General features: G+C 41.4%; 14 protein-coding genes. 3 read left to right on the forward strand and 11 right to left on the reverse strand.

Going from position 1 to position 13,655, the window contains the following annotated elements:
- Positions 1–41: 41 nt before the first annotated feature.
- Together BS333_RS19935 and BS333_RS19940 are read left to right on the forward strand one after the other, a co-directional pair.
- On the forward strand, positions 42–1,940 hold the full coding sequence (locus BS333_RS19935) for a methyl-accepting chemotaxis protein (RefSeq protein ID WP_021710756.1): 1,899 nt from the start codon (positions 42–44) through the stop codon (positions 1,938–1,940).
- Positions 1,941–2,311: 371 nt separating this feature from the next.
- Positions 2,312–2,824 carry a copper resistance protein NlpE gene (locus BS333_RS19940; protein WP_021710755.1) on the forward strand — a complete coding sequence of 171 codons (513 nt, stop codon included), beginning with the start codon at positions 2,312–2,314 and terminating at the stop codon, positions 2,822–2,824.
- A gap of 96 nt (positions 2,825–2,920) precedes the next feature.
- Here the strand turns inward: BS333_RS19940 and BS333_RS19945 are convergent, their stop codons facing one another.
- The 4 genes from BS333_RS19945 to BS333_RS19965 all read right to left on the reverse strand — a co-directional run bounded on the left by BS333_RS19945 (position 2,921) and on the right by BS333_RS19965 (position 5,771).
- Positions 2,921–3,280, reverse strand: a complete 360-nt coding sequence (locus tag BS333_RS19945; protein ID WP_021710754.1) for a hypothetical protein — start codon at positions 3,278–3,280, stop codon at positions 2,921–2,923.
- 604 nt (positions 3,281–3,884) lie between these two features.
- Positions 3,885–4,313, reverse strand: coding sequence for an META domain-containing protein (locus tag BS333_RS19955; protein WP_021709808.1), 429 nt, complete (start codon positions 4,311–4,313; stop codon positions 3,885–3,887).
- 21 nt (positions 4,314–4,334) lie between these two features.
- A complete protein-coding gene (locus BS333_RS19960; protein WP_021709807.1) occupies positions 4,335–5,078 on the reverse strand; it encodes a hypothetical protein in 744 nt (247 codons plus the stop codon).
- A 303-nt stretch (positions 5,079–5,381) separates the two neighbouring features.
- A complete protein-coding gene (locus tag BS333_RS19965) occupies positions 5,382–5,771 on the reverse strand; it encodes a cytochrome b562 (protein ID WP_021709806.1) in 390 nt (129 codons plus the stop codon).
- 290 nt (positions 5,772–6,061) lie between these two features.
- Between BS333_RS19965 and BS333_RS19970 the strand changes: the two genes are divergently transcribed.
- Positions 6,062–7,120, forward strand: coding sequence for a S1 family peptidase (locus BS333_RS19970; protein ID WP_021709805.1), 1,059 nt, complete (start codon positions 6,062–6,064; stop codon positions 7,118–7,120).
- Between the two features lie 123 nt (positions 7,121–7,243).
- Here BS333_RS19970 and BS333_RS19975 read toward each other — a convergent pair whose 3' ends face one another.
- The 7 genes from BS333_RS19975 to fliF all read right to left on the reverse strand — a co-directional run bounded on the left by BS333_RS19975 (position 7,244) and on the right by fliF (position 13,655).
- Positions 7,244–7,630: a hypothetical protein gene (locus tag BS333_RS19975; RefSeq protein WP_050568040.1), complete on the reverse strand. Its 387-nt coding sequence runs from the start codon at positions 7,628–7,630 to the stop codon at positions 7,244–7,246.
- Between the two features lie 19 nt (positions 7,631–7,649).
- Positions 7,650–8,036: a hypothetical protein gene (locus BS333_RS19980; protein WP_033003735.1), complete on the reverse strand. Its 387-nt coding sequence runs from the start codon at positions 8,034–8,036 to the stop codon at positions 7,650–7,652.
- Between the two features lie 232 nt (positions 8,037–8,268).
- Positions 8,269–8,706 (reverse strand): hypothetical protein, encoded by a 438-nt coding sequence (locus BS333_RS19985; RefSeq protein WP_021709802.1) that lies wholly within the window; start codon positions 8,704–8,706, stop codon positions 8,269–8,271.
- A 100-nt stretch (positions 8,707–8,806) separates the two neighbouring features.
- Positions 8,807–10,150, reverse strand: coding sequence for a FliI/YscN family ATPase (locus BS333_RS19990; RefSeq protein ID WP_021709801.1), 1,344 nt, complete (start codon positions 10,148–10,150; stop codon positions 8,807–8,809).
- A complete protein-coding gene (gene fliH, locus BS333_RS19995) occupies positions 10,143–10,883 on the reverse strand; it encodes a flagellar assembly protein FliH (RefSeq protein ID WP_418369080.1) in 741 nt (246 codons plus the stop codon). The genes BS333_RS19990 and fliH overlap by 8 nt, the downstream gene beginning before the upstream one ends.
- Positions 10,884–10,900: 17 nt before the next feature.
- Positions 10,901–11,920 carry a flagellar motor switch protein FliG gene (locus BS333_RS20000; RefSeq protein WP_033003733.1) on the reverse strand — a complete coding sequence of 340 codons (1,020 nt, stop codon included), beginning with the start codon at positions 11,918–11,920 and terminating at the stop codon, positions 10,901–10,903.
- Positions 11,883–13,655: a flagellar basal-body MS-ring/collar protein FliF gene (fliF, locus tag BS333_RS20005; RefSeq protein ID WP_021709798.1), complete on the reverse strand. Its 1,773-nt coding sequence runs from the start codon at positions 13,653–13,655 to the stop codon at positions 11,883–11,885. The genes BS333_RS20000 and fliF overlap by 38 nt, the downstream gene beginning before the upstream one ends.

Here is a 13,655-nt window from a genome sequence, read left to right on the forward strand (position 1 = left end):
TACATTTTTGTAAATACAATTTACTACCTTTTGAGTAACACATGATAAATTCCTTAAAAAACTTATCTTTAAAAACAAAGATATCTTTAGCTTCCTTTACTGCGATTACTATTATGGGAGCGGCGCTCACTTACCTTTCCGCCAACAAATTATTTGAAGAAACACGTAGCGGTATTTATTCAAGAGCGCAAAGTTCAAGCAATATCGCCACAGAAGCGCTTACAGATTGGATGTCTGTACGCAAAGATATTATTGCTTCTATTGATATTAACAAGCCGAAAACAGAACTCATTCATTCACTTTCACAAGGTAAAAATGCTGGCCGTTTTTTCGATCTATATCTAGGCAGTAGTGATGGGCAATTTCTCAGTGCAATTGATAGTGAAATATTAGATGTTGATCCTCGTACAAGGCCTTGGTATTTAGAAACTGAACAAGATAATAAATCAACAGTTACCTCGGCTTATAAAGATGTAAGTACGAATACGCTGTTAATTACGCTTACTAAGCCAGTTCAAAAAAATGGTAAGTTTGTTGGTGTAATAGCGGCAGATGTATCAATTGAGCAGCTTATCTCTGATATCGCAGGGTTTAATGTTGGTGAAAACGCCCATGCAATGCTCATAGACATGAGTAATGATACTATCTTGGCACATCATAACAGGGACCTTATACTCAAACCGACAACCGAGCTTTCCCCTGAGTTTTCTTCGGCTTTCATCAAAGAGTCTGCCAAAACGAAAAATATTGAAATAGCTTCGACAGATAATGGTGAAGAGAAACTGTATTTCTTCCGCCAGATTGAAGGTACACATTGGATGTTTGCAATTGAGATGGATCGTGCAACTGAAGAAGCAAATCATGCCGTCTTATTACAGCAATTAATTTTTATTGCCGTGCTCATCGTGATTGCAGCTGTTGCTGCCCTCTCTTTACTGGTTAAAACGCTATTAAAAGATTTGAATCTTGTTTCCAAAGCTTTAGAAGAGATCGCCTCTGGTAACGGCGACTTGACCATGCGTTTAACACCGCGTTGTGACGACGAAGTGGGCAAATTAGCAAAAAACTTTAATCGCTTCGTTGATAATATGCATGCCATGATCACCAAGTTAGGGAGCGTCTCTAACGCACTTTCTGAACAAGCACATACCATGGCTCAACAGTCTGATATTAATAATCAACAAATTAATAGTCAGCAAGACGAAATCAACATGGTGGCGACTGCGATTAACGAAATGGCGGTGGCTACACAAGAAATTGCAAATAACGCAGAAAAAAGTGCGGGTAATTCTGAAAATGCAGTCCAAGCCTGCTCGGCGAGCTCTAATCAGGTAGTCGCAACTCAAGAGTCCATTAACAACCTTGCGCAAGAAGTCCAAGTTGCCACAAACATTATTCAAGAACTGGAACTTCACAGCCAAAGCATCAATACCATACTGTCGACGATTCAAGGTATTGCAGAACAAACCAACTTATTGGCCCTCAATGCTGCCATTGAAGCGGCACGAGCTGGCGAGCAAGGCAGAGGTTTTGCCGTTGTTGCCGATGAGGTCAGGGTTTTAAGTCAACGAACTCATGCTTCGACAACAGAAATACAAGAAACCATAGAATTACTGCAAGATACAACCAAGAAAGCGGTGTCGATAATGAATGACAGCCAACAGCTTGCTAATTCGAGCGTAAACGACGCCAATGAAGCTGCTTTAAGCTTAACGGAAATTCACACGGCAATTGAAAAGATCAACGATATGGCGACACAGATTGCCTCTGCTGCGGAAGAACAAGCTTCCGTGACTCAAGAAATCACGCGTAATACTGAAGGCATCAGCGAAGTCTCTCATAAATTGTCTTCTGGAGCACAACAAGCCTCAGAACAAGCATCAAAACTATCGGATCTCTCACGTGAGTTAGAACAAGAAGTCAGCCGCTTCAAGCTGTAGATTGGAATGACATAAATAATAAACTGCCCAAGTGTTCACAAAACACTTGGGTAGAGTCTGCCAATCTAAGAGAAATGTCTCGATAACACATTTATGAAATCGATACTTTATCCCCTCAGAAACCTGCCTAAATACATGACCCCACATTGATTTAACATAGATAAAGAATAATAACAGTTTCATAGCAATCAATTGCATTTTAATGACTCGTTTATCCATCTAGCCACATTAAGATTATATCGCTTAAGCCCCTTAAATGTACTCAGCATACTAATGTGTACATTATGGGAACTTTATCCAAGCTTTTTGCTCAAATAAAAGTGTTTTAAAATATACAATCTGGTATAGGTTTACCACAATCAAGGAATAGAATGAAAAAAACATATTTAGCATTGGTTTTTGCCTTTTTTACGCTCGCAGGCTGCCAAAATGAACAAGATAAAAAAGCAGAAGTAAATCAATTGCCTAGTAATACTCTAGGAAGTGCAGAGCCCGCAACACCTATCAAGCATTTACAAGTGATCACCACAGATACTTTTGCAGACCCTGCTCACAGTGCCCGACATTCTCTAGATTGGAGTGGTATATACATAGGAGCACTTCCTTGTGCAGATTGCTCAGCTATCCAGACATCGTTAGCCATTGATAAAGATGGCTACTATCTGCTTAAACAAGTCTATGAAGGTAAAGACGTGGGTACTCTCAGTTCTCATGGAAGATTTACTTGGAATAAATTAGGTAACACCATAACATTGGATAATGAACCAGCTCCAAATCAATACTTTGTAGCTGAGAATCGCTTAATTAAGCTCGATAGAAATGGCGCAAAAATAACCGGTGCGCTTGCTTCATTTTACAACTTAAAAAAAGTGACCGATGAGTAAAGGCTTCTCATGACCCTTTATTTTGACCTGCACTACTGATGCCATAAACTGACACCAATCTGGGTTCACACGCCCAGATTGATTTCCAGCATTTTCTTATGCTAAGTTCAAAAATAGTTCATCATCCGTCATATATTTATGCCGACAACTCAGATTACGTAAATGCATAAACATAAAGTCCGGAAAACCCGGTGCAATGAGGTTGTTAGGCTCCCATTTAACACCACCAACAAATACATAGCGACCTTGTTTCTCATCATCATGCAATGGGTTATTCAACGAGGTCGATAATTCTGCGCGACAGCCCTCCACAATACTGACAATCTGTCCTTTAAATACACCAATGACACGCTTGATAAGGTTCGCTTTTATGCCACATTTCCATGCTTGGCGAGTCGCCCATTCGTAGCCATGCTTTTTGACAATTTGCTTTTTTAAATGTACAACCAAGTTCATTTTATTTTCCCTATGACATTTTGCTTCTACTATAGCTAAATCCTCAATGGGCTTTGATGATATTAATTTGTCGACACAATAAAAAATAGTAATCGCGGCATTTATACCCAAGTGACCTCAAGATGCTTGATTCAGAGCGAGGTCACTGAGTCGAATTCAAGGAAGACAACGAAGCGGAATAGCCGACTCTTTCCAAGTTGTCTGACGCAAGAAGTCGGCTCAGTGACACGCTCCCAAAGGGCGAGCGGCCTTAACTCTCAGACTTTGTTAACGATTCTCAATGTAGAGCCACTATATCTTCGAATCGTTGCCGCGCCTGAGAGCTAAGGTCATCTCGCTGAACGCAGCATCTTGAGGTTACTTGGGTATACACAAGTGACCTCAAGATGCTTGATTCAGAGCGAGGTCACTGAGTCGAATTCAAGACGGGCAGAGAGGTGGAGTAACTCGCTCAGGGAGCTGATAGGAAAGAACGATTTACAATGTAAAACCGTTCTGATTGAGTAAGGTTTTGATGCTCTATACTATGAAGATACTCTATAACATCAAGGGCTCTATACCAAAAATGGCACAGAGTATCCAAAGCACGTCATTGATATCGAAACTAGGACTCCTTTTGATAAGTCAGCGAGTGATCATCAATCTCTACCGTCAATAGTTCTGAAGCTTCATCAAATTCGATTCGTGCTTTTGTCACCAAAGTATCTAAGACATTGCTCTCCTGCATTTGAAGGTCAGAACCCATACAGCCTTTTCTCGTAGTGAGCACTGAAGAAATTTCCCAAAAACCTTGGTCTAACCAACCAATAGAAGAAAAGAAATTATTACAACCTGTATTACCAAAGATATTATCTTGAGTAATATGAAGGCTAGATTGATACATTGGCGGTTGATCATTGATCAGTACTAAATTCCAGGCTCCTAAGAGCTGTTGATGCAAAAGAGGCAGCTCTGAGTCTTCGAACGCCTGTGCTACTGGTAATACAAGGAATGATAAAAATAGTATGTTTAGCGATAAAAATAATCTTTTCATTTCGGTTCTCTTAATTAGTGTTTACCAACGTGTGAATTTTATTGAGACAGCTTCACCAAACCCCATCCCAACGCCACCTGCTTTAAGATCAAAGATTTCACCTTTATCTCGATCCCATACTTTCACTTCATGGTAGAAAATACCACTGAAGTATTGACCTTTATTATCAAGTAATTCAACTTGTTTACCTTTTTCTAGTTGGTCAAAAAAGGTTTCATTTATGTAAGAGGAGCCCGCGAATACCGGAGTGGTAGTCAGCCCTGCAAATTGCATCACCAGCTCACCATAATTACCCACAGCACATGCGATAATAACCGCCGTACCTCCACATATTGCAGCCTGATATTGACGCCCAGAATCTGTTGTGAAGGGACGTTTATATATTCCTCTGCCAAAAACACTGTCAAAAGGAATATGTACTTCTTCAGGTAATGTCGTTCCTTTAATTTCGACCATATGTGGCTGTTCGATATCAAAATGAGGCATTAATAAGTCTTTTGTAACAAACCGCTTATCGGCTGTGACCACTTTAAACTTTATACGCTCATCTTTCTTGTATTCGATAAGATCAGATAACGAATTAGAGTTGGACATATCAAGCTTACCTACTGGTATCCAAGGACCATTGTTTATTGCATAGAAGACATCCATATATTCGGCTTGGTCACCTGATTCTGATAGCCCATTTTTTATAAAGATGCTTTCACACCAAGCTGATTTAGTCACAACAAATAATAAGCAACATAATATAATTCTTTTTATCATTGGTCCCCTCACAAAAACACCCATTTGGCAAAACAAATAGATAATATTTACTTTACATTAACTTAACAAGATGAGGATTGTTGAATTTGTTTTTTTTTAGCTCAAACGCATATTTTTTCTTATTCATATTTATTTATTTATCACAAATGAAATACGATTTAATAACGCTATACTGATAGTAAGCGTTATTAAATACTTCGATTGGATTATTACCAAGAAAATTAATTATGTTTATCTATACCCCATTAATCACAAGGTGCTCTTAATTAAGCATCTTGCGGCTAATTGAGTATATTATTGTTATTAGCCAAAAATCTTACTCCAAATACTAGGGCTGCGCTTATCATGATATTCTTGGCGTAAGCCATCGATGACATGTAATCCTTGCTTTGCTTTAGTAAAGTCGCCACTTTCTAAGTCATATTTTATCTGCTCTAGTGTCAGGGAAAGCTTATCAAAACCTTGATGATAAGTGTCTGCTTTTTCAGGTGGGAACTTCCCTTTCTTTGACTGTTCAACCAAGCTCTGCATGTGAATGATAGACTGTAACATCGAGTCAACATCGGAGGCTTGAGCTGCATGATGAAACTCTAATTTCATTTCCTTCATATTCCCTTTTAAGTCAATATCTTCTTGTACTTTAGCAGAGGTACTGAAGGCCACAAGTGAACCGATAAATAGACAACGTAACATATCATTCCTTCTTTTTACGATGAGGTTATCCCCGTGTGAACTCAGGTGCTCGATTCAAAGCAATGCTACTTGATCAGGCATTTTGAGGTTACTTCGATAGAAGCAAGAAGTAAATCAGAAACTAAATATATACCCAAGTGACCTCAAGGTGCTTGATTCAGAGCGAAGTCACTTGGGGTATAAGTTGTCTCCAACTCGCATTCATGTGGGTTAAATTCATATCGACTAGATACACAATAAATTAATGTGGTCTAAAATTAAGGTAAGATAACAGAATCAAGGATGATGTAATGAGGTTATATTCTGCCTTCATGGGTTTGTCACTACTAGTCAGCTTTACCACACTCAGCTCAGAACAAGGCGAGTCTTCTGAATTAACCGCATACATTATCGGAGGTAAACCCGCCCCTCTAACCCAGCCACCTTTTTTCGCAAGAGTGATTTTGCATCGTACTGGAGAAGCGCAATTCAATAACTTATGTGGTGCTTCAATCATTAATGACCGTTACATCATGACGGCCGCCCATTGTCTAGGAGATGACGTTTTTACTGATGGTTGGACGATCGATGACTTACGTATTCTAGTAAAAAATCCAACCATGAATGATGTTTATCTTGAAGAGTTTAAAGATGTTCGTTCATTTATAGTGCATCCGGATTACGATGAAACAAATTTGTGGATAAACGATATCGCTCTCATTGAACTGAGCCATCCCATCACTGATAACGTTCAGTCCATCACTTTACCACAAGACTTTGGCGACTATAGCAACGAGGCTGTTTATCAAATATTTGGTCTAGGACAGACCTCAACATCGAATACAAATGAACCATCACGGTTACTCTGGGCAGAAGTCGAACCACTAACAGACACTCAATGCTCCAGTATGATCTCTGACTTTAATACTCAGGAATCGCTGTGCGCAACGGGAGTGACGAATCAGGCATACACTGGTATTTGTAGTGGTGATTCAGGTGGGCCTTTGACCTATCAAGACAGTAGTAGTCAATATCAGCAAATCGGCATTATCAGTTATGGCTCATCGATTTGTGAGTCCCCACGTGTTCCTAGTGTATTTACAGAAGTATTGAACTACACAACATGGATCGAAGCCCACACCAGTTCTGGAGAAAAGACTCAATATGATGCTCAACTTGCTGCAACGGAGACATATTACAGCAATGGTGATAATGGCTTTCAACCAGAAGAAACCAATGGCTCTCCGCCTGAAAGTATTACCAGCTCTACCAGCGGTGGAGCTATCCATGTTTTCTGGCTTTTGATGGGGGGAATGCTCACTTATCTAAGACGTAGCGCTTGTTCTTTAAGGAGTCGAGTCAAGGCTTGACTTTTATAAAAGCAGGACCTCATATACCCAAGTGACCTCAAGATGCTTAATTCATAGCGAGGTCATAAAACCCTAAGGCCGTCTCGCTGAACATAGTGTCTTGAGGTTACTTTGGTATAGATATTAAAGATAAAGACCAGTATGTATTAAAAGTGAGTAATGACCAGGAGCAAACATCTTATTCCCATTTGGCATTTGGATTTGATAAATATACCAGTGGCTCACTTGTTTGTTTCCTGGATGAGCGACCATGCCTTTCAGTTCACACTGAGATTGTAGTTTTAGATAATCTTCGAGACTCAATGTAAAATAATAAAAACCCTGCCAACCAGAAGCTCTGTAAAATCCCCATTCTCCTGTTGCACTCGCAAATTCCCCATCAGTATCTTGTAGCCACTCCCAATGTTTGCCATCGGTGGTTGCGCAATATACGTTGGCAGATTCCGCAAAACCTAGAATGGGCATGAGTAAAAAACCGCTCAACCAAAAAATCGTTAACGTCTTATTCATTCTAGTGAATACGCCAGCATTAAAGGTGGAAATCAATGGGGACTATGACCGAATAGACCCCTTGAGTAAATGCTGAATGTCCACTCGGCATCTTGACCTGAAACACGTACCAAGAGCTATAGCGATTGTCTCCGGGGTGCGCGACCATACCTTTATCTTCACATTGGGATTGCACACTCTTATAATCATCAAAGCTGACGCTTAAATAACCAAAGCCTTTATTTTCCTGCTGCAAATGAAAGCCCCACTCTCCATCGATTCTGGCGTAGTCTCCGTTTTCATCGTACAACCAAGTCCAGCTATTGCCATCAATCGTTGCACAATAAACGTCGGTAAGTTCTCCGCGACAAATAAAAGATATCAAAAGAGAGCAAGCCAGTATGCTATGTACCAATATTAATTTCATTATTTAGCCATTTATTTTTAAGTCAACACGAAGCAAGAATAATAAAATATGATAAACAGTATTCAAGTCATCTTGACAAAACAATAGTAATTTGCAACTTGACTCACATTTACCAATACTATTAATGATTTATTACTCACTTATAATGAAATAATGCTTTCAATACCTTAATATATCCAAGTGACTTAAGGTCATCTCGCTGAGCACAGTATCTTGAGGTTACTTGGGTATATTAAGCGTTAAACCTCACTCGAGCATTAATAATATCTTCAACGACACGCTGCTCTTGTTTAATTTTTGTTGTTTTCTGCAAGTCTCGCCATTGATGAACCAAATTTTCTAAACCTTTAACACGTGTTTTTTTATAGTACAATCTATCTTGTATGGCCCGAATTTCAGCTTGCAAGATACTTCTCTCTTGTTCGAAATGAGAAAAAGTAGTTTGTAACATCACACTTGTCTGGTTAGCATTAAGTAACAAAGCACGACAAAGACGCTCTCCTTTATTAATATGTTGAACCGTGGTTTGTCTTAGAACAGAAAGTTGCTCAAGTTGAGTGGTTAGAGCATCATAGCGCTGATGAATCGATTGTAACTCTCGTTGTATCTTCTCACATTGTATTTCCTCAAATTGCCATAATTGAATTGCTGCTCGTAACTTGGATTCCATATTTTTCTCCTAAGTATGCCCAAGTAACCTCAAGATACTGCGTTTCAGTGAGACAACTTTTGGGAGTATGTTACCGAAGTTACTTGAGTATCAATCCGTTTTATTCTGTAAACATCTGCATTAACTCATCACAGCTTGGGGCAAAAGCCACAGCCTCATTAGCCGCTTGTTTTAAGTAAGCATTCATTATTGGATAAAGTGAAATCGATTTATCTAGCTCTAAATCTTGCCCAGCTTGATAACCTCCAAGTGGCAGCAGGTCCTTGACTTGTAAGTAATTTGCATAGTATTGACGGAAAAGGTTGGCCGCTTGGCTATGCTCTGGTTCAATACAAGCGTTCATGCAGCGGCTGATCGATGCATTAATATCAATCGCGGGATAATGATTTTTCTCCGCTAAAGAACGGGATAAAACGATATGACCATCTAAAATAGCTCGAGCTGAATCCACAACAGGATCTTGCTGATCATCCCCTTCCGCTAACACCGTATAAATCGCAGTCAAACTTCCATCTTCATGTTCACTGTTTCCTGCTCTCTCTAGCAATTGCGGTAATGCACCAAAAACCGAAGGTGGGTAACCTCGTGTTGCTGGGGGTTCTCCTAAAGCTAAGGCCACTTCACGCAGTGCCATCGCATAGCGGGTTAACGAATCCATGAGCAGTAATACGTCTTTTCCTTGATCACGAAAATACTCTGCAATCCGATGACAAAGTAACGTGGCGCGAAGCCTCATAAGCGGAGATTCATCAGCGGGTGCTGCAACAATAATGGCTTTCTTCTTTGCCTCAGAAGTCAAATTGCGTTCGATAAATTCACGTACTTCTCGCCCTCTTTCACCAATCAACCCGACAACGATCACATCTGCTTCAGTATTTTGCGTGATCATACCAAGCAAGACACTTTTACCAACGCCACTGCCTGCCATCAGGCCCACCCTTTGCCCCTTGCCTATAGTGAGCAAGCCATTGATCGCTCTGACTCCAACATCAAGTGGCGTATCAACATGACGTCGTTTCAAAGGATTGATGGGGTGAGGTTGTAAAGACACTCGTTCTCCTTGAGCCAAAGGTTCTCCATCATCAATCGGCTCTCCTAAGCCGTTAATGACTCGCCCCAGCCAACTCGTACTGAGTTGTACTGTACTGTCCCCATCAATAGGGATCACTTTTGCACCAGCAAACAGTTCACCCAAACGCCGAATAGGCATTAAGTAGGCAATGGCATGCTCAAATCCAACCACTTGAGCTTCCATCATGGTACCATCGGCAGTTTCAACCAAGCAGCGTTGTTCGAGTTTAAACTGGCAACCGACGGCTTGCAGCATAAGCCCATTCACTTTGATAAGACGCCCTGTCACTCGAGCGACAGGAATAGCTTCAAGTGATGCTAACGCCCCATTAAACCGTGAGCTTAAAATATCCACACAACCAGCCTCACTCATTTTCTTTACTCAGTTGCGGTAAAGATTCATCCAGTAAGTGCTGCTTTACGTTGTCCATGCACGCTTCTAACCGAGAGTCACAGCTTGCATCCGCTTCTGCATCATCAGTGATCAATAAACACCCTCCACTAGGCAACTTTTCATCCGCCACCAGCTTCCATGCTTCAGGTAAATCGGCATTAATTTGACCAATACGTTCTAAGTCTTGAGGATTAAGCTGCACTGTCACCGTCTCCGGTTTGCCTGGCATCGCGGCTAATGTTTCATCTACCAAAGCAAGTATTTGCTGTGGCATTAACGTTAACTCTGCACGTACAACCTGTTGAGCTACCTTTTGTACGAGCTCGCAAATCATATGTCGCTGCTGCTGTTCTTTTTCTTTTTGCCAGCGTGAAAGTTGTTGAAAAAGTTCGTGTACTGGTTTGGCCGCTTCAATAAAGTTCTGCTTTCCTGATTTCTCACCAGAGATAAACCCCTTCTGAAAGCCTTCTTTTTGGCCATCGAGCATACCCAGTTGCTTGCCCTGCTCAAGACCTTGACGTAAGCCCTCATCGTGACCTTGCTGCAGACCTTGCTGAAAGCCTGCCTCAAGCTGCTGTTGAAGGTCTCCTTGTCTATCTTCTTGCCAAGACTGCTCTTCTAGTAACATATCATCACCCATTATAGATTCCGCTAAAGGAGGGAATCGATGCTGACGATAGGTACCCGGTGACAAACGTAAAATGTTAGGAATTCTTTTTTTGTCATTGCTTATTCCACCGTAGGTTCTTCGTAAAGCATGAGCTGAATTTCTCCAGATTCATCCAACTCTCGAACCATCTGCATAATATCGTGACGAGCTTTTTGCACATGACTGAGTGCTATCGCTCCTCTCAGTGACATATCATCTTCCAATGCTTTTACCATACGTTGAGGCATCGATTGCTTGATGGCTTTTTGCAGCTCTTCATCTGCACCTTTCAAAGCAACAGCCCATAATGCGAGTGGAATCTGCTGGGTCAACGAATCCATCGTTTCTTCTCGCTGTCGACCGAGTACCATGAAATCGAACATATTCTCTTCAATTTCATGAACCATTTCTTCATCATGCAGTTTGAGCATTTCCATTAATGACGCTCGGTCTCCTTCGAAGCGGTTGATAATGTCTGCCGCTTGTTTGACACCTGATAACGGCGTGCTTTGTATCGCCGACACTTTCTCTATACAACGCTCGACTAACTCATGCAGATCGATAGCGACTTGGTGATCAATATCTTGCAATTGAGCAATTCGATACAGGATTTCGTCATGATCACTCTCAGGCAAATACTTTAATACTGATGAAGCACTATCTGCAGGTAAATAAGCTAAAAAAATCGCTTGCATTTGAGGGTGCTCGTGCCTAATAAAACCCGCTAGCACATCTGTCTCAACCCATTGCAATCTTTGCATGTTATTACGAATTTCATCGCCATAAAGGCTATTTAGCAAGCCTTTTGCCAAGTCGTTACCCAGAGCTTTACGTAAAGTGTTTGAAAGGTATTCCTTGGAAGCCCCACGTATGCCACTATGTTCGCTAAAATCTTCAAAAAAGTGTTGAATAACCGTTCGAGCAGAATCACTTTTAATCCCATTCAACTTGGCCATCGCACGAGTGACTCGCTGTGTTTCAGCCCGGCTAAAATGTTGTAACACCTGCGCGGCGGCTTCTTCCCCCATACCAAGAAGCACTAGGGCGGTTCTTTCTACATAACTAAATGTTTGTGCTGACATCGACGGTACTGTGTTCATTGATGTTTACCCATTGTTTTAAAATTTCGGCTACTCGCTCTGGTTCCTCATTTGCTATAAGCTGCAAATGTTTCAATTGGATTTCTAATGGCGAATCTGATGGTGGAAGCATGTCACTCTTAATGTCTAATCCAGTAGAACTGCTGATGCCTTTCTCAGACAAACGTCGGTTGAGATCTTCTTCATATTCCAATTCCTTACGTGTTTGAAGATCATTCATTTCAGGCTCAGGAGTTTGCTGAAGTTGTGCGAATTCCAGTTCTGTACTCTGATCTTGCTTGTCTGTGCTTCCTGTCAAATGTTTGATCAAAGGACGAAGTACAAACAAAATCATCGCTAAACCTAATATCCCACCAATAAGATACCTTAACGGCTGCTGCACCATTGGATTTTGCCACCATGGTTGTACTGGTGGCGCCCCAATTTCAACGGGTGTAAATTGAAATGTCATCAAACTCAATCGGTCACCACGTTCTGAAGAAATACCTACCGCGTCATTAATAAGCGTGACGATCTGTGCCTTCTCTGCTTCTCCCCAAGCCACACCATCTGGAGCAGATTGTGAATTCAGCAATACAGACACGCTGATTTTTTCAATTTTTCCTTGTTGATATTGCGTTCGGCGCACACTGCTGCCCACCGCATATTGGCGGTTAATTTCTGAACGTGAATTTGAGTTTTGGTTTTCTTTATTCTTAACAGGTTCTTCTCCGGTTACCGGTGGTTGATTACTCAGAGAGCCAGGAACACCCAATGCTATTTGATCGACCGAGTTATTTTGAATACTGTGCTCGTTGCGTACCACTGGCTCGTCATCGAGTATTTCTTGAGTCTCTTCTACCTGACTGAAGTTCATATCTGCAGCAACTTGAACACGAAAGTTACTCGGGCCAACAATAGGGGTCAGCATATCTGCAGCACGTTGTATGATCTGCTTTTCGACCGTTTTTTGGTAATCAAGATACTTCGCGTTGACCTTACCAACCTCTGCCGAAGCCACATCGGCACTCAGCAAGCGGCCGTATTGATCCACCACAGAGACAAATTCTGGTTTCATCCCAGTCACACTGCCTACCACCAAGTTAATGATCGCTTCCACTTGCTCAGATTTAAGATCTTCACTAGGAGTAAGTTCCAGCATCACCGAGGCTGAGGGCGCTTCTGCATTTTGTCGAACAAAGAGTGTTTGCTTTGGAATCGCAAGGTGAACTCGAGCATTCGTCACTGCATGCAAAGACATGATAGTACGAACCAGTTCTCCCTCTAGACCATGACGATATCGCGCCGTTTCCATAAATTGGCTGGTACCCAGCGCACTGTCTTCTTTCAAAGATTCCAATCCTGTCGGCAACTGAGCTTTAACCCCCTTTGACGCCAGCAACATACGGATACGAGCCACTTGACCTTCAGGTACAAGCACTTGGCCATTTTGTTCCTGCATCCGATAGCTGATACTTTCATTTTCCAAGACCGAAATGATTTCTCCGATATCAAAGCGTTCTTGCTGGCTGTACAGTGGACGATAGCTCTGAGATGAACTCCAAAGTGCGACAACAATAATCGCCGCAATAACGGCTGCTAACACGGCCGAAAGAACCAAATTTCTTTGGCTGCTTGACCACCATTGTTTCAATTTATTGGTCGCTTCGTACATACTGCTAGATGTAGAAAGCGACGGGGCTGAATTGGCTTGAAGAACCGAGTTTCCAGCGACTTGAGTAGAGAGTTCTGACAT

Source organism: Vibrio azureus, assembly GCF_002849855.1.
In the GTDB taxonomy this organism is placed as follows: Bacteria; Pseudomonadota; Gammaproteobacteria; order Enterobacterales; family Vibrionaceae; genus Vibrio; species Vibrio azureus.